The sequence below is a fragment of the Halalkalibacter oceani genome (assembly GCF_040544555.1).
GTDB classification, from domain to species: domain Bacteria; phylum Bacillota; class Bacilli; order Bacillales; family Bacillaceae_D; genus Halalkalibacter; species Halalkalibacter oceani.
In genome coordinates this window covers 1-16,245 of the sequence record NZ_JBEPKD010000002.1, presented here as the reverse complement: position 1 = coordinate 16,245, position 16,245 = coordinate 1, and the positions used below count along the sequence as shown (strand labels likewise).

General features: G+C 48.2%; 15 protein-coding genes. 13 read left to right on the top strand and 2 right to left on the bottom strand.

The window, feature by feature from the left end:
- Positions 1-185: 185 nt before the first annotated feature.
- From ABMB67_RS03510 to ABMB67_RS03465, 10 genes are all read left to right on the top strand, one after another.
- Positions 186-869, top strand: coding sequence for a GntR family transcriptional regulator (locus tag ABMB67_RS03510; RefSeq protein ID WP_354571132.1), 684 nt, complete (start codon positions 186-188; stop codon positions 867-869).
- 45 nt (positions 870-914) lie between these two features.
- A complete protein-coding gene (locus ABMB67_RS03505; protein WP_354571131.1) occupies positions 915-2,216 on the top strand; it encodes a nickel pincer cofactor-dependent isomerase, group 22 in 1,302 nt (433 codons plus the stop codon).
- A 17-nt stretch (positions 2,217-2,233) separates the two neighbouring features.
- The gene (locus tag ABMB67_RS03500; protein ID WP_354571130.1) at positions 2,234-3,181 is read left to right on the top strand and encodes a D-2-hydroxyacid dehydrogenase; all 948 of its coding nucleotides are present in this window, start codon (positions 2,234-2,236) and stop codon (positions 3,179-3,181) included.
- 24 nt (positions 3,182-3,205) lie between these two features.
- Entirely contained in the window at positions 3,206-4,432 is a 1,227-nt protein-coding gene (locus ABMB67_RS03495; protein WP_251223661.1) for a mandelate racemase/muconate lactonizing enzyme family protein, read from the top strand.
- Positions 4,433-4,668: 236 nt separating this feature from the next.
- Entirely contained in the window at positions 4,669-5,163 is a 495-nt protein-coding gene (locus tag ABMB67_RS03490) for a TRAP transporter small permease (RefSeq protein ID WP_251223660.1), read from the top strand.
- A 1-nt stretch (position 5,164) separates the two neighbouring features.
- Positions 5,165-6,436 (top strand): TRAP transporter large permease, encoded by a 1,272-nt coding sequence (locus ABMB67_RS03485; RefSeq protein WP_354571129.1) that lies wholly within the window; start codon positions 5,165-5,167, stop codon positions 6,434-6,436.
- A 96-nt stretch (positions 6,437-6,532) separates the two neighbouring features.
- Positions 6,533-7,594, top strand: coding sequence for a TRAP transporter substrate-binding protein (locus ABMB67_RS03480; RefSeq protein ID WP_354571128.1), 1,062 nt, complete (start codon positions 6,533-6,535; stop codon positions 7,592-7,594).
- A gap of 89 nt (positions 7,595-7,683) precedes the next feature.
- Positions 7,684-8,571 (top strand): NAD(P)-dependent oxidoreductase, encoded by an 888-nt coding sequence (locus tag ABMB67_RS03475; protein ID WP_354571127.1) that lies wholly within the window; start codon positions 7,684-7,686, stop codon positions 8,569-8,571.
- A gap of 30 nt (positions 8,572-8,601) precedes the next feature.
- Positions 8,602-9,582: an NAD-dependent epimerase/dehydratase family protein gene (locus tag ABMB67_RS03470; RefSeq protein ID WP_251223656.1), complete on the top strand. Its 981-nt coding sequence runs from the start codon at positions 8,602-8,604 to the stop codon at positions 9,580-9,582.
- A complete protein-coding gene (locus ABMB67_RS03465; protein WP_354571126.1) occupies positions 9,566-10,717 on the top strand; it encodes an amidohydrolase family protein in 1,152 nt (383 codons plus the stop codon). The genes ABMB67_RS03470 and ABMB67_RS03465 overlap by 17 nt, the downstream gene beginning before the upstream one ends.
- A gap of 215 nt (positions 10,718-10,932) precedes the next feature.
- Here the strand turns inward: ABMB67_RS03465 and folE2 are convergent, their stop codons facing one another.
- Complete coding sequence (gene folE2 / locus ABMB67_RS03460; protein WP_251223654.1) at positions 10,933-11,817, bottom strand: GTP cyclohydrolase FolE2; 885 nt, start codon at positions 11,815-11,817, stop codon at positions 10,933-10,935.
- 179 nt (positions 11,818-11,996) lie between these two features.
- Between folE2 and ABMB67_RS03455 the strand changes: the two genes are divergently transcribed.
- Together ABMB67_RS03455 and ABMB67_RS03450 are read left to right on the top strand one after the other, a co-directional pair.
- A complete protein-coding gene (locus tag ABMB67_RS03455; protein WP_251223653.1) occupies positions 11,997-12,284 on the top strand; it encodes a hypothetical protein in 288 nt (95 codons plus the stop codon).
- A gap of 201 nt (positions 12,285-12,485) precedes the next feature.
- The gene (locus ABMB67_RS03450) at positions 12,486-13,856 is read left to right on the top strand and encodes an aspartate kinase (RefSeq protein WP_354571125.1); all 1,371 of its coding nucleotides are present in this window, start codon (positions 12,486-12,488) and stop codon (positions 13,854-13,856) included.
- Positions 13,857-14,119: 263 nt separating this feature from the next.
- On the opposite strand, the gene ABMB67_RS03445 is transcribed toward ABMB67_RS03450, so the two are convergent.
- Positions 14,120-14,935 carry an ion transporter gene (locus tag ABMB67_RS03445; protein ID WP_251223651.1) on the bottom strand — a complete coding sequence of 272 codons (816 nt, stop codon included), beginning with the start codon at positions 14,933-14,935 and terminating at the stop codon, positions 14,120-14,122.
- A 190-nt stretch (positions 14,936-15,125) separates the two neighbouring features.
- On the opposite strand from ABMB67_RS03445, the gene ABMB67_RS03440 reads away from it, so the two are divergent.
- Positions 15,126-16,091, top strand: a complete 966-nt coding sequence (locus ABMB67_RS03440) for an ABC transporter substrate-binding protein (protein WP_251223650.1) — start codon at positions 15,126-15,128, stop codon at positions 16,089-16,091.
- Positions 16,092-16,245: the final 154 nt, after the last annotated feature.

Genomic DNA, 16,245 nt, shown 5'->3' with positions numbered 1-16,245 from the left:
TAGAACGAAGTGAGAGATGGAAGCCGTGAAAAGGCTTCCTCCTGCGTCTTGCTGTTAGCCTGGGAAAAGGTGAACCTACCTTTGTTCCAGGCTTTTTTTGCATGAATCGGAAAATTCATTTAAAGCGGAAACTTTCTTGGCATAAAAAATAACATACTACCATATTAGTATGAAAGGTGATCCTAATGAAACTAACCATTGATAAAACGAAATCGATCCATTCCCAAGTATACGAAGGAATCAAAGAAGCGATTATTTCGCTGGAATTTTTGCCGGGGCAACGCTTATCGGAGAAAGAGCTGTCGGCGATGCTCGATGTGAGTAGAACGCCGATTAGAGAAGCGTTCATTAGACTTTCCGAAAAAGGGCTGCTGGAAATTTATCCGCAAAGAGGGACGTTCGTTTCCTATATCGACATTGATAAAGTGAAAGAATCACTCTTCGTCAGGGAATCGTTAGAATGCGCCGCTCTTCGCCAAAGCATTGCCCGGCTGAATCAGGATGATATCACCGCATTAAGGGCGCTGATTGCCAAACAAAAAGAATTCCAGGATGAAAAAGGGCGCGAAACTTTCTATTACTTTGATGAAAATTATCATGAGAAGCTGATTGAAATGAGCGGCTATCAAAATGTCTGGTCCGTTATTCAGGCAGAAAAGCTGCATCTTGATCGCGTCCGTTATCTCAGTTTGCTGGCGACGAGAAAGACGAGCAAACTGATTGAAGAGCATGAAGAAATTTTGAATGCAGTCATCGCAAAGGATGTCGAGCTGGCCCAGTTTCAATTGAGCAAGCATATTAAAGAGAGCACAGTAGAAATCATTGAACTGTACAAGGAGACATATACTGAATTTTTTTCGAAATCATAGGTACTGATGAAGCTGGTCGACTACGTCATAGAAAGGAGTTAACAGATGGAGCTGAAAATTGAAGAGTTTCAACTGGAAGGCGGATTTGAGCTGGAATTACCTGCGATGTATCCGGCAAGGCAAAAGTTTGCCAGGACGAAAATAGAGGCGCAGGCGATTCCGGCACTGATGCACACGGAGTCTCAGCGAAAGCAGCTGGCGACAAAGATCAAGCCGGGGATGAAAATTGCGGTCGGAGTCGGCAGCAGGGGCATTACAAACTTGCAGGCGATTGTCAAAGCGACCATTACCGAATTAAAAGCATTGGGGGCTGAGCCGTTTATTGTGCCGGCCATGGGAAGTCATGGCGCGGGAAAAGCCGAGGGTCAGGCGAAAATTTTAGCAGGCTACGGCATTACGGAAGCGGAAGTCGGCGCCCCGGTCAGGGCGAGCATGGAGACGGTCTACCTCGGCAAAGCCTTTGGCGACGTTGAGGTTTACTTTGATCGGTTGGCGTATGAAGAAGCGGAGGGAATCATCGTCATTGCGAGAATTAAGCCGCATACTGATTTTAAAGGTGGAATTGAAAGCGGTATCATGAAGATGCTTGGCATTGGCCTCGGCAAGCATAAAGGAGCGAGCTATCTTCATAAAGGAGGGATGGGAGACTTCGCTGAGCTGATACCGGCAGTAGGCCGTCATATTATTGAGCATACGCCGTTTCTGTATGGTGTTGGCATTATTGAAAATTCATTTCACGAAACGGCCCATATCGAAATCGTGTTAAAAGACCAGCTGCCCGGCAGGGAAAAAGAGCTGCTAGCGGAAGCGAAGCGGCTGATGCCGAAGCTGCTGTGTAAGGAAATCGATGTGCTGATCGTGGATGAAATCGGGAAGAACATAAGCGGCAGCGGGATGGACTCGAATATTATCGGGCGTTCCTCCTGTAATCAGTCATTAGTGTTTGATGCCCCGCCGATCAATAAAATTGTCGTGCTGAATTTGACGAAAGAAACAAAAGGCAACGCCTCCGGAATTGGTTTGGCGGACTATACGACCGTCAGGACGGTCGAAAACATCGATTTTGCCGCGCTGTATGCTAATTCAACGACGGCGGTCGAAATTAACGGCGCCAAGCTGCCGGTTATGCTCGCCACTGATCAGAAAGCGATTGTAACAGCGATCCGGACGGCCGGGCGAAGAAAGATAAACGATGTAAAAGTGGTCCGCATTAAAAATACACTCGAGCTTGACCAAATTTTAATTTCTGAAAATTTAGTCAACGAGGCGGCAGGGCATGCCCAAATGGAGGTGGGAGAGACAGCTGTCTCCTGGACGTTTGACGAGAACGGAAATCTAATCAAGTAGCGTTGAGGGAGGGACTTATGAAACTCGTAACAACGATCAACATTCCGGAAAAACAATTGAATGAATTAAGAGAGAGCTATCCTGAGATCACAATTTGTCACTGTCACTCAGAAAGGGAGGCGCAGCCTTATTTAGAAGAGGCTGACATTGTGTTGTCTGATCATTTGAACTTCAACCCGGAGTCGATCGAAAAGGCACCGAGGCTGAAATGGCTTCAGCTCACGACCGCCGGCGTCGAAAATATTCCGTTTGCGAAAATTGCGGAACGAGGAATTACCGTGACAAACGCAAAAGGAATTCACGGCTCACAAATGGGAGAATACGCGCTCGGAATGATGCTCGCCCATACCCGCAAGCTATTACACTATCGGGGGCTGCAGAAAAAGCATCAATGGGAAGGCGGGTTTATCGGTGGAGAGTTAGCCGGAAAAACGGTAACGATTGTCGGTGCCGGCGCGATCGGCTCGGCGATTGCCGAGATGTGCCAGGTGTTCGGGATGAACGTCAATGGGGTTAGCCGCGGAGGCGCAAGCAAGCCGCACTTTGATCGCATCGTTAAAGAGGAACAATGGGAGACGCTCTTACCGGAAAGCTCATTTGTCATTGTCCTGCTGCCATTGACCCCTCGGACGAAGCATTTTATCCGTCAGGAGCATTTTACTGCGATGCCGCGGGATTGCTTTTTCATCAATTTGGCGCGGGGCCATGTTGTGAAGGAAGCGGATTTAATCACCGCGCTGGAAAGCGGCCAAATCGGCGGCGCGGCGCTGGACGTATTTGAAAAGGAGCCACTTGGGCCCGAAAGTCCATTGTGGGAGATGGAGCATGTCTTTCTCACGCCCCACATTGCCGGAAATTCCGATCATTATATGGAGAAAGTGTTTCGGATTGTGCTTGACAATGTCGCGAACTTCCTTGCAAATAAACCGTTAAAAAATCAGGTTGATTTGCAAGCAAACTATTAAATAAAAAAGAAAGTGGTGGAAAAGATGAAAATTACTCAGATCGAAACGATCCGTTTAGAAGAGTTTCCGAATATTTGTTTTGTCCAGGTTCACACCGATCAAGGTCATATTGGACTTGGGGAAACGTATTTTGCCGCAGAAGCGGTGGAAGCCTGGATTCATGAATCAGGCGCTCCTGTATTGCTTGGAGAAGACCCGCTGGCGATTGAACGGCATTGGCAGGCAATGGTGGGATTTATCGGCTCCCGCAGCACGGGGGTGGAAAACCGCGGGCGGTCTGCGTTGGATATCGCGCTGTGGGATATTTTCGGGCAAGTAACAAAGCAGCCAATCTACCAGCTGCTTGGCGGAAAATGCCGCGAGAAAATCAAAGCCTACAATACGTGTGCCGGCTATCATTACACGCGTAAGCGCCCAAAGCATGCCAGCCTGCCTGTTGATAATTGGGGAGTAGGTGATGCGCAAGGGCCATATGAGGATCTGGACGGCTTTCTCTATCATGCCGGTGACTTAGCCGAAAGCCTAGTTGAGGAAGGGTTTATGGGAATGAAAATCTGGCCGTTCGATTTATATGCGGAAGCAACGAAAGGGCGTTATATTTCGCCGGCCGATTTGAACAAAGCGCTTGAACCTTTTAGACAAATACGGGAACGGGTCGGCAACAAAATCGAAATTATGGTCGAGCTGCACTCGTTATGGGATTTGCCGACAGCGAAGCAGATCGCGCAAGCGTTGGAGGAATTTGAGCCATTTTGGTATGAAGACCCGATTAATATGGATAATCTTGATGCGTTGCAGGAGTTTGCCCGTTCGACACGCGTGCGGACGGCAGCGAGCGAAACGCTCGGAACGCGCTGGGCCTTCCGTGATATTTTAGAACGGAACGCAGCAGGGGTGATCATTTATGATCCAACCTTTACCGGAGGGATTTCAGAAGGAAAACGGATCGCGACGCTCGCTGAGACATATGAAGTTCCCGTTACACCGCACGACTGCGTTGGTCCGGTCTCCTTTGCCGTCGATGTTCATTTGACGATTAATGCACCGAATGCCTTTGTCCAGGAATGCGTGCGCGCTTTCTATTCAGGCTGGTACAAGGAGCTCGTCACAGAAGTTCCTCTCGTCAAGGACGGCTATGTCTACCCGTTGGAGGGCCCTGGTCTTGGGACCGCCTTACGCCCGGAAGTGTTTGATCGTGAAGATATGTCGAAGCGGGTATCGCGCTACCAAAAGCCGATCGTCAGCGCATAACCTGGATGAAAGACCAGTCAGATGAATGATGCCAGAATGGAAATGGTAGAAGCACCATAGTCTTCTTACTCCTAAAGGTCTTTTATCAGGCGAATAGATTTATTGAAAGATTTTGTCCAGAGGCGCATATAGATACAAGTAGTATGGTAGTGTATAGCATTTTAATAAAAGTAAGCGCTTTCTTTTTGGCGGTAAATTGAACCTTTAGGAGAATTCAGAGAAGGGGAGTGGTGAAGATGCAGTTGTTCAAACCGTATGTCAGTTTTATGGAGCGACTGAATAAATGGATGCTGATCTTTGTCGGGATTTTACTTGGTGTGATGACGATTTTTATTTGTACGCAAGTCTTTTACCGTTATGCGCTCAATCAATCATTGAGCTGGACAGAAGAGGCGACGAAATATATTAGCATCTGGTCTGTTTTTCTCGGGGCGAGCATCGCGGCAGGCAGACGGGAGCTGATCTCTGTTGAGGCGATTATGCAGCTCATTCCGGAAAAAATCGAAAAGGCCTTCAGAGTTGTCGTTCTCTTTTTCTCGATTGTTTTTTGTCTCTATTTAATCATTTACGGCTTCAGCATGGTACAGGAAGTCGCCGTTCAGCGATCAACAGCATTGCGGCTCCCGATGTGGATCCCGTATGCAGCCATTCCGGTCGGTGGACTCCTCATCTTACTGAACGTATTCAGCGTGTTAATTCGAACGTTTCAAGTAGAAGAAAGGGGGGAGTAAGATGGCGCTCTTTATGTTTATCACTTTGCTTGTGCTGATGCTGCTGAGTGTGCCGATCGCCTTTTCCCTTGGTCTTTCTTCCATTGTGGCGATTCTCATTGACGGGAATTTACCGTATGAATTGTTGATACAGCGGATGTTTACCTCGATTGATTCCTTTGCGCTGTTGGCGGTGCCCTTTTTCGTATTAGCCGGAAAAATCATGGGGACCGGGGGAATTTCACGCCGCCTCGTCAACCTGGCATCAGCGTTTATTGGGCATATGTCTGGTGGATTGGCTGTCGTGACAATCGTCGCCTCGATGCTTTTTGGCGCGATTTCCGGCTCCAGTGCGGCGACGGTTGCCGCTTTAGGGGCGATCCTTATTCCGGCGATGATCAAAAAAGGCTACAGCAAGCGCTTTGCCGCCGCTTCCCAGGCCGTTTCCGGTGAACTGGGCGTCATTATTCCACCGAGTATTCCGATGATTCTCTACGGGGTGTCAACCGGAACATCGATTGGCGCGATGTTTCTCGCCGGGATTGTCCCCGGGCTGATTATCGGACTGCTGCTTGTGATTACCGTTACGATCCTTGCCAAAATGAAAGGCTATCCGAATGATGTGAAAACGACATGGAAGGATAAATGGATCGCTCTGAAGGAGTCGACACTGGCCTTGCTGATGCCCGTCATTATTTTAGGCGGGATTTACGGAGGAATCTTCACACCGACAGAAGCTGCGGCCGTTTCAGTCGCTTACGCTCTGATCGTCGGCTTATGGATTTACAAAGAAATTAAAATAAAGGATCTCCTGCCAATCCTCGGGGAATCGGCCGTCTTATCAGCCATTATTATGATCATTGTTTCAGCGGCCGGACTGTTTGGCTGGATTATGACGAAGGGGATGATTCCACAGCAAGCGGCTTCGCTCATTACCGATTTCACGACAAGTAAAGTCATCTTCCTGCTTCTTGTCAATCTGTTTCTCTTTTTTATCGGCATGTTCTTTGAGACGAGCGCAGCGATTATTATATTAGCGCCGATTCTCTTGCCGGTTGCGCTAACGTTTGACGTCGACCCGGTCCACTTCGGGATTATTATGATCGTCAATTTAGCGATGGGGATGGTGACACCGCCAGTTGGGGTCAACTTGTTCATCTCAAGCCGGATCGCCGGGATTACGCTCGAAGAAATTACGAAAGGGATTCTGCCTTTCTTACTCGTCTTGATTATTAACCTGCTCATTTTAACGTTCTTACCGGTGATTAGTCTTTGGCTGCCAAGCCTTCTATAAAAAATAGACGCTACTGAAAGGAGGGGTGCCAGATTTTGTGAAGTCATCTCACGGCTCTTATTCCTTGTTGATCGTACATTTTAAGGAGGGTTAATGATGAAAGCGAAATTTTTCTTTACTGTAATGGCCTTGCTCTTTGCATTCTTGCTCACTGCATGCGGGGGAAGCTCCGACACTCAGACGGAAGCAGACCCGGGTGCAGATGCCGGGGATCAGGGAGAGGAAGCACCGGCGGAAGGCGGCGGCAGTTACTCGATCGATATCGGCTATATTAACGCGACTGACAGTGAGACGGATTTAGGAGCACAGAAGTTCAAGGAACTGATTGAGGAAAGAACAGGTGGAGAGCTGACGGTCAACATTTTCGCCAATGCCCAGCTCGGCGGGGAACGCGACTTGCTTGAGGGAATGTCGCTGCAAACCGTTGATATGGTTATCACCGGCGATGCGATATTTGGAATGTTCGCCCCGGAATACAGCGGGTTGTCATTGCCGTTTTTAATTAAAGATACCGACCATTTAGATCGCGTGCTTGATGGAGAAGTCGGCGATGAAATTAATGCGGCAATCAATGAGTCCCTTAATTCGCGCATTTTGGATTACTGGCACCGCGGACCGCGAAACTTGACGGCCAATACGGAAATCCGGACACCGGACGATTTAAATGGAATGAAGCTGCGGGTTCCTGAAATTCCATTAGTCGTGGAAGCATGGAAAATCCTTGGCGCCAATCCGACGCCGATGGCATTTGATCAATTGTACGTCGCGCTGGAGCAAAAAACTGTTGACGGGCAGGAAAATCCGCTCGATATGATTTATACGTCAAAGCTGCATGAGGTGCAAAATTATGTGATGACGACCCAGCATTTAATCGCCCCGATGGTCGTTGTCATCAACAATGATACGTTTGAAAGCTTCCCGGAAGAGATGCAGGCACAAGTCGTTGAAGCGATTGAAGAAGCGGGGACCTATCAGAAGCAGCTCGTCAAAGAAAACGAGGAAATTTACAGACAGCTGATTATCGACGATGGAACGACGATAATTGATGACGTGGACCGTGATGCGTTTGCCAAGAAATTGGAGGAAAGCAATATTGTCGAGCAGTTTCAAGGGGAGTGGGCTCCGGACCTCGTCGAACGGATTCGGGCGGCGGAGTAACGAATTGCGATAAGAAGAAAAAGGCTGGAAGTGAGCAGTTTGTGACTTCTGGCCTTCTTCTGTAAAACGAAGAGACAAGGAGAGACGGCATGAAGAAAATCGCGTTTATCGGGTTGGGAATTATGGGAAAACCAATGGCAGGTAATTTAGTTCGAGCCGGTTATGATGTTACCGTTTTTGACTTGGTGGAACAGCCGGTTGAGGAGTTGATCAGACAAGGTGCGAAAAGAGCAAAAACGGTTGAACAGCTGATCGAAGGAAATGAGATTGTGATTACAATGCTTCCGAATTCCCCTCATGTCAAAACGGCTTTAACAGACGGTGCTGAGGCGGTGATTCACTATGTGGCACCGGGTACGATCGTGATTGATATGAGCAGTATCTCACCCAATGTCACAAAAGAAATCCATCATGCTTTTCAGGAAAAAGGAGTCGGCTTTATCGATGCCCCGGTGAGCGGCGGCCGCGTCGGGGCGGAAGCAGGCACTTTATCAATTATGGTTGGGGGAGAGCGTCATTATTTTTCTGAAGTAAAGGATATCCTTGATGTATTAGGTGGAAGGGTCATGTATATGGGAGGAAGCGGCGCCGGGCAAACAACGAAAATATGCAATCAAATCATGGTCGCTGGCACGGTGACAACAATGAGTGAAGCGCTGGCGGTTGCCAAAAAGGAGGGACTCGACCTTTACCATGTCCGCGATGTTTTACAGTCAGGAGGAGCGAACTGCTGGCATTTGGAGCATAAGGCAGCTGGAATGATCGCCGGAGATTACTCTCCAAGCTTTAAAGCGGAGCTGCTGCTGAAGGATGTCCGTCTTGCTGTCGATAAAGCGCGGGAGGAAGGGCTCGAATTGCCGCTTTTACGGAAAATAGAAGAAATGTTTGCCCGATTGGTGGATCACTACGGGGGAGGTATTGACTATACGGCTATTTTTCAACAAATCTGCGATGATTTTGAACAGGCGGCGAAATAAAAAACGTTTACAGAGAGAGGAGCTGGGCGAATGAAGATTTTGGTTACGGGAGGATTTGGTCTGATTGGAGCGAATGCGGTAAAAAGGCTGGCGCAGGAAGGGCATCACGTTGTTCTGTTTGATAAAACGATTGACCGGGATACGGATTTCTTTACCGGTAGTGATTCGATCGAATTTGAACAAGGCGATGTGACGAACCATTTTACCGTTACCGCTCTTTTTGCGAAGCATCGCTTTGATGCGATCATCCATGCGGCAGCCAATCTAAATGGAATGTATTGCAAAGCTAATCCTACAGATGCGGTGGAGACGAACACAATCGGCACATTAAGCTTATTGGAGCTGGCGAGAATCCACCAAGTTCAAAAGTTCATTTATATTGGCTCCGGTTCGGTCTTCGGGAAACAAACGTCAACGGATCCAATTGATGAAACGGTGCCGGCGACGCCGATGAATACGTACGCGACGACGAAGCGCTTAAGTGAGGAGCTGCTGCATTGCTACCGTGTGAATTATGGAATGGAAACGATCAACATTCGCGTCTCCTGGGTATTCGGCCCCTTACCGACAGTCAAAGAGCCGCGCTGGAGCAATGGCCCGATTGCCTATTATACGTATAAAGTTCTGACTGAAAATCAATTAGAGGAGCGCTCGGGCCGGGATTTCATCGCCAATTTCACGTATGTCGATGATGTGACGGAAGGGATCGTCCGCCTGCTCGAAACAGATGAGGCACCTCCATGCGTGCATTTAAGCAGTGAACAATTATACGCCAACCAGGAAATCATTGAGTTTCTTCAGCAAAAATGCCCCGCCAGCAACATCAATGTCGGCGAAGGGGCTGAGCCATTCGTGCTTCAGGCACCAATCAGGGGGCCGCTTGTCTCCAATTATAAGGAACAGATCGGCTACAAGCCCTCTGCTGACTTCAGAGAGTCGCTCGAAGCATATTTTACTTGGCTGAAAACGGAATTGAAAAAGAGGAATGAAGTCGATGCCCATGTACATTAAAGCGAGCTGGCTGTTTGATAGTATAGACGGAACGTTTACGCGGGACCCGGTGCTGACGGTTGAAGGTGATACGATTATTGAGCTTAAATTTGGCGAGATTGAAATTCCTGAGGGCAGGGAAGTCATCGATCTGGACGGCTGCACGCTTTTACCGGGCTTTATCGATGCCCACGATCATCTCTCGCTCTCACCACAGCTTGAAAACCACCCGCAATTGATGAACGATCCGGACCCGCTCTTACTACTACGCGGCATTGAAAATATGAAAATCGATCTTGCCAGCGGCATTACGACGTCCCGTTGTCTCGGCGATAAAAATTTCATTGATGTGTACCTGAAGGAGGCGGTTGAGCAGGGGATCGTCGAGGGGCCGCGAATTGTGACGTGTACACGCGGGATTAAAGCAAGCCATGCGCACGGCTCTGTAGGTACGGTTTTTAACGGCGTCGAGCAAATTAGAACGGCCGTCCGTGAAAACCTGCTTCATGGAGCTGATTTTATTAAAATTTTCACGACGGATACCATACGGAAAGGAGAGTTCCTTCCTTCTTATATGACAGCGGCCGAAATCCGCGTCGCCGTCGAGGAAGCTCATCAGGTCGGAAAGAAAGTCGCGGCGCATGCGATCGGTGGAAAAGGGCTGACCGACTGCATCACGGAAGGAGTCGATGTGATCGAACACGCCTATTTTGCTGACGATCGTCAAATTGAAGAGATGATAAAACAAAGTCGCTGGGTCGTGTTAACGCCGAGCATCTTCTTTCATCAGGACAGATGGAATACGGTCCCGCACAGCGTCGCTCTCAGCTTCCAGCGCAATAAAGAAGAGGTGCTCGACACCCATAAAAGGCTGCTTCAATCAGGGGTTCGCTATGCGGTTGGAACGGATGCGACACATGGGGAACTGGCAAAGGATGTCATCTTCCTGGAGAACATTGGCGAACCGCTTGAAAAAGCATTACAAGGAATTACATCGCGTGCTGCTGAGCTGTGCGAAATGGAAAATAGCATCGGATCATTACATGCAGGAAAGAAAGCGGATATTGTGGCAGTTCGGGGAAATGTTCAGGCGGACAGTGAAGCATTGCTGAATGTCGAATGGGTAATGAAGGATGGAAAGCAGAAACTGTCTTGAGCAAGGTAGCGGCAAACGTCATTCCACACATAGGTGAGACGAGTCAAGACTAGATAGTATGCATGGAGTCGACATGGCTTCACGCGCCGCAAGTCCGTTGTGAGATAAAAGATCGTGACGGTTCCGCTCATTAGTTTGGGGGTGGGAAAAGGTAAGAGAACAACCTTTTCCCACCCCTTCATTTCATTTACTCGCACCACTTCTATCGAGAAGTGTTATTTCGCAAACGATAAGCGGGCAATCGCGTCATGCTGATGGATTGATTCTTCATTGCGGCATTCGATTTCAAAAGCTTGTACCGCCTCATGCTCATAAAGGTCGGCAGCGACAAGGCGGGCCAAATCTTCGACAAAGCGCGGGTTTTCATAAGCGTGCTCGGTTACGGCCTTTTCATCAGGACGCTTCAGCACTGGATAGAGAATCGAGCTGGCATTTGTTTCCGCCGCTTCTAATAAAACCTTTTTCCAGTCAGCATCAAATGTCTCATCCACCGTCACTGTCATCGTCACAAAACCACGCTGATTATGTGCACTGTACTCGCTGATCTCCTTCGAGCACGGGCAGAGCGTCGTGACAGCGGCGGTTAAGGTGATCTTCGATTGATAGCCTTCTTTTTCGTCATAGGTGACATCGTATGTCACGTCGGCGTGAGCCATCCCTTCCTTTTGCAGGGCGGGACTTGATTTCGTAAAGAACCACGGAAACGTCACGCGAACGTTCGAACTCGTCTGTTTCATTTCCTTCGCCAAAATCGCTGTAAATTCACGCAGCGTTTCAACTGATAGCAGGTGAGTTTGGAAAAAGAGATGGAGCTGTTCGGTTAAACGGCTCATATTAATTCCTTTAAAGTCCTGCTCGAGGCTTGTTGTCATCGCGAACTCCGCTGTTGTGGTTTGCGTCGTCGGCGCAAGCTCCGCTTCAATCATCACTGGGTATTTAACGTTGGAAATGCCAACTTGTTGAATCGGAAAATAAAAATCATCTGGTTTATTTTGAAGGTCTGGCATCTTCTCTTTGTCCGTTGGTTTGCTGCCGACAATCGGATCGACAGAACCAAAGTGACGATGACGCTCAGCCTTTGGTGGTAACGAACGTTTCATCTACTCATCACTCCTGAAAATTCATGTTTTCTATCTAGACCTAGCTTATGGTTCCTCGCTTTTTTTCTACCCAATATTCAAATAGTAAGAAAGACGGCTAAGTAAGTCAATAGTATTGCATTGACGCTTCCTCCATATTACACTACAAAGGGAAAAAGAGACAAGAAAGTAGGTTTACTATGAAAAAAGGGACAATCATGTTAATAGGTGGAGCTGTTGTGTTGCTCATTCTCGGTTTTGTGATTCCAATATCTGTCGGTCCGCCAGAGGATGCAAGGGTTGTCATTGATCATACAAAAAAGGTATACAGCGCCCCTGCTTGTTTTGATCAAGCCGATTTGACCAATAATCTGGAAGAAACAACGCTCGCCCAAGCCCGGCACTTATCCTATCTTAGCGAATCAAGCTGTACGGATCAGGAGCTGGCAACTGAACGAAAGCCGTTTTTGATTGCAATCTTTCAGTAGAGATGGCTACGTATCCTCCACCCAGAAGAGCTAATCGTATGGAAGAAAGATGTCATCCCCACTCATGCCCAGTGAGCCTTGGATCTCTTGCAAAAATCGGTTATGTGGGTCTTTTCGGGATAATCTACATATGGTATAGTTGGAATGTTCTAATAACTGATAGTAGAGAGAAATGTTGAAATAAGGAGCTGGAGAGCAAACATGAAAGTAGCAAAATTTGGGGGTACCTCTGTTGCGAGCGCGGAGCAAATAAAGAAAGTAGCCGATATCGTTGCTGCTGATAAAGAGCGGAAAATTGTCGTCGTTTCAGCTCCAGGAAAGCGGAGCAGTGCTGATACAAAGGTAACGGATCTGCTTATTCGTCTTGCTGAGGAGGCTTTAAGCCAAGGGGATACGGAAAATGCGCTGGAGGCTGTCGTGGCTCGCTATGCGGACATTGCGACAGGACTAGGATTGGGCGATGATATTGTAGCGACAATCGAAGCTGATTTAAGAAAACGGCTAGAATTTGATCGGAATCAGCCGGAATCGTTTATCGATTTAATTAAGGCGAGCGGAGAAGACAATAATGCGAAATTGATCGCCAATTATTTTCAAAGTCTCGGTCTGAATGCGGTTTATTTAAATCCGCAGGATGCCGGCTTATATGTCAGTGACGAGCCGGGCAATGCCCAGGTGTTGCCGGAAGCATTCGACCATCTGTCGAAGCTGGCTGATACGAAAGAAATCATTGTATTTCCCGGCTTTTTCGGTTACTCGAAGGAAGGGAAGCTGGTCACATTTCCGCGCGGCGGTTCGGACATTACCGGCTCGATTCTTGCAGCGGGAGTGGAGGCTGAGCTTTATGAAAATTTCACCGATGTAGATTCGGTGTTCGCGGCCAATCCGAATGTTGTCGCCAATCCAGTCAAAATTAAGCGGATGACCTATCGTGAAATGCGCGAGCTGTCCTATGCCGGATTTTCCGTCTTTCATGATGAGGCGCTCATTCCAGCCTTCCGCAAACGGATTCCGGTATGTGTGAAAAATACGAATAATCCAGCTTCGTCCGGTACGATGATTATTTCAGAGCGGGAATACTTTTTGAATCCGGTGATCGGCATCGCGGCCGATGAAGGCTTCTCCACGATTTATGTCCGCAAGTATCTGATGAACCGGGAAGTCGGCTTTGGACGCAAGCTGCTGCAAATTTTGGAGGATGAATGTCTGTCCTATGAGCATATTCCTTCCGGGATTGATGATACGTCCGTTATCCTCCGTCAGAATCAGTTGACACCTGAAATGGAAGCGCGCATCATCAAGCGGATTCGCGAAGAGCTTTGTGTTGATGATGTGTATGTCGAAAAGGATTTTGCGATGGTGATGATCGTCGGGGAAGGAATGCATAATACCGTCGGTGTCTCCGCCCGGGCAACAGCAGCGTTGGCACGGGCAAACGTCAACATTGAGATGATCAACCAAGGCTCCTCCGAAGTCAGCCTCGTGCTGGGCGTCCATCAGGAGGATGCCGACCGTGCCGTACGCGCCCTCTACGAAGAATTCTTCGCCGGAGCAGGGGAGACGGTGCAATAAGAGGATGTCCTTCAGGACACCCTCTTAAAAGCAATGTGCGAAGCCGCTGCAAGGTTTTAAAGTCTGCCAGAAGTGGGTTTCTTCTGGCAGACGGGCAGGAGCGAAGCCATTGCCGCTTCTTCGAATGAGTCAAACTCAAGGATGGCAACGGTTCCGTACTGCGCGCAGCTAGAAGGAAAGAAACCCGCTTTCCTTCTAGCTTTAAAACCCTTGCGCAGACTCCACTCGTTGCTTGAAGGCTGTGTCGTTCGACACAGCCTCTTCTACTTTCTCTTCTCCTTCGTTAATGCTTGCAGCATTGTTTTTAATTCGGCGACTTCCTGGCGGAGGGCTGTCAGTTCGCTGCTTGTTTCTGCGTTTTTTTCTTCTTCGTTTGCTTTTTCGACATTGTTGACAATCACCCCGATAAAGAGGTTGAAGATGACAAACGTCCCGACAAGGATAAAGAGGACAAAGTAAATCCATGACCACCATGCTTCCGCAAAAATTGGCCGCATGACGCCGCTGGCCCACGATTCAAGCGTTACGACCTGAAAGAGCGTTAACAGCGACAGCTGAAGATTGCCGAAATACTCTGGAGCGATCGAAGCAAAGAGCATCGTTCCCATCACGGCAAAAATATAGAAAATAATTCCCATCAGAATCATAATGTTCCCGAGAGACGGAATCGTCAGCAGCAAAGCATCGACCAACCGGCGCAGTGACGGGATGACGGAAATCGCCCGAAGCACCCGGAGGACGCGGAGAATCCGCAGCACCGTAATGAAGTGGGCACCGATAAAAATGTGGCTGGAGGCGACGATGATCAGATCAAACCAATTCCAGCTGTTTTTGAAAAAAGAGGAAGTCGGTCTGGCCGCCAGCAAACGCATGAGGATTTCGATCGTAAAAATCCATAATAAAACATAATCAATGGCAAAAAACAGCTCTTTATATTGGCCGTATAAAGCCGGATATGTTTCCAACCCGACGATAATCGCATTAATCATAATTAACGTAATAATCGTTCCTGTAAAGAAGCGATGGTGAACGATTTGCTGAATCGTTCTAATGAAAGGTGATGACGATAATTCACTCATGGGATGATTAAACTCCTCCTCCGTTAAGCTAGTTCTTATTCTACAAGATATTGCGCGAAGGAAAAACCTTTTCTTCTCCGCGAGTGTTGCAATCCCGCGAATTTTTTTAGGATTGACGAATCCGTAGAGAGATTGCTACAATTATTGATAATGATAACCATTATCGTTTATTGGAGGAGGAGTTAGGAGAATGAAGCGTATCATACAGCTTGCTTTATTCCTGCTGCTGGCCATGCTCGTTGTGGCTTGCGGCAATGAAGAGATGGAACAGCCTCAGGCCGGGGCTGGGGAGGAAGTAGAAGGCCCGGCTGCTGACAGCGGGATGCGCAGCTTTGAAACGGTAAAAGGCCCGGTGGAGATCCCGAGCGCGCCGCAACGAATTGTCACAGATTATTACGGAGGGGAGCTTCTTGCCGTTGGTGGAAATGTTGTTGGGGTGGAGCCGTCGACATTTGATAACCCTTTTTTGACAGACTATTTAACGGAAGCTGTGGAAGTCGGCTATCCGGTAAATCCTGAAAAAACGTTGGAATTACAGCCTGATCTCATTGTCGTCATGTATGATGATAACTATGAGGAGTTAGCAAAAATCGCGCCGACGATTCATATCCCGTATGGCACGGCGACCAATATCGAAGAGACAGTCAAGCTGTTCGCCGATGTGGTCGGCGACCCGGAGCAGGGGGAGCAGTTCCTCGAAGAATTTGAACAAGCCGCGGCAGAAGGTCGTGAGCGTTTGGCGGGTGTCATTGAGGAAGATGCGACATTTGGCCTTTATGAGCTGACGGATAAAGGCGACTTGTGGATATTTGGCGAGAATGCGGGACGAGCGGGTCAAGCCGTCTATTATGCGTTAGGGCTGAAGATGCAGGAGAAAATCAAAGCGGAAGTCGAAGAGAGCGGGACGGGACAGATTTCGCTTGAAGTTTTACCGGAGTATGCAGCCGATTATATGTTTTTAACAACGTATGATCCGGAGAAAAAAGGCGAGGCGCTTGCTGAGCTGCAAAACTCGGCCGTCTGGAACAGTCTTGATGCCGTCCAAAATGAGACGTTATTTTATAACGATTTTGATACGTTTTACCGCTATGATCCGATTGCGGTCAAGGGTCAAATCGATCTGATTGTTGAGATGCTCCTTGATACAGCTCAGTAAAGAAAAGAGCTTGAGACAAAACTAGCTTTTGATATGCTCCTCTTTCGGTAGACAGATGAAAAAAATCTGTTGATCGAAAGGGGAGTATTTTTATGGGTCAGAAGAGGTTTCCCATTGAAGTAAAAGTAGAAGCGCTTCAGGTATTGGAGGAAGG

Excerpts from the sequence above, each read along its gene's own strand:
- ABMB67_RS03465 (WP_354571126.1), top strand. The coding sequence starts at position 9,566 with ATGCCCATGTACATTAAAGCGAGCTGGCTGTTTGATAGTATAGACGGA.
- ABMB67_RS03450 (WP_354571125.1), top strand. The coding sequence starts at position 12,486 with ATGAAAGTAGCAAAATTTGGGGGTACCTCTGTTGCGAGCGCGGAGCAA.
- ABMB67_RS03490 (WP_251223660.1), top strand. The coding sequence starts at position 4,669 with ATGCAGTTGTTCAAACCGTATGTCAGTTTTATGGAGCGACTGAATAAA.
- ABMB67_RS03475 (WP_354571127.1), top strand. The coding sequence starts at position 7,684 with ATGAAGAAAATCGCGTTTATCGGGTTGGGAATTATGGGAAAACCAATG.
- ABMB67_RS03495 (WP_251223661.1), top strand. The coding sequence starts at position 3,206 with ATGAAAATTACTCAGATCGAAACGATCCGTTTAGAAGAGTTTCCGAAT.
- ABMB67_RS03440 (WP_251223650.1), top strand. The coding sequence starts at position 15,126 with ATGAAGCGTATCATACAGCTTGCTTTATTCCTGCTGCTGGCCATGCTC.
- ABMB67_RS03510 (WP_354571132.1), top strand. The coding sequence starts at position 186 with ATGAAACTAACCATTGATAAAACGAAATCGATCCATTCCCAAGTATAC.
- ABMB67_RS03480 (WP_354571128.1), top strand. The coding sequence starts at position 6,533 with ATGAAAGCGAAATTTTTCTTTACTGTAATGGCCTTGCTCTTTGCATTC.
- ABMB67_RS03500 (WP_354571130.1), top strand. The coding sequence starts at position 2,234 with ATGAAACTCGTAACAACGATCAACATTCCGGAAAAACAATTGAATGAA.
- ABMB67_RS03485 (WP_354571129.1), top strand. The coding sequence starts at position 5,165 with ATGGCGCTCTTTATGTTTATCACTTTGCTTGTGCTGATGCTGCTGAGT.
- ABMB67_RS03505 (WP_354571131.1), top strand. The coding sequence starts at position 915 with ATGGAGCTGAAAATTGAAGAGTTTCAACTGGAAGGCGGATTTGAGCTG.
- folE2 (WP_251223654.1), bottom strand. The coding sequence starts at position 11,817 with ATGAAACGTTCGTTACCACCAAAGGCTGAGCGTCATCGTCACTTTGGT.
- ABMB67_RS03470 (WP_251223656.1), top strand. The coding sequence starts at position 8,602 with ATGAAGATTTTGGTTACGGGAGGATTTGGTCTGATTGGAGCGAATGCG.
- ABMB67_RS03455 (WP_251223653.1), top strand. The coding sequence starts at position 11,997 with ATGAAAAAAGGGACAATCATGTTAATAGGTGGAGCTGTTGTGTTGCTC.
- ABMB67_RS03445 (WP_251223651.1), bottom strand. The coding sequence starts at position 14,935 with ATGAGTGAATTATCGTCATCACCTTTCATTAGAACGATTCAGCAAATC.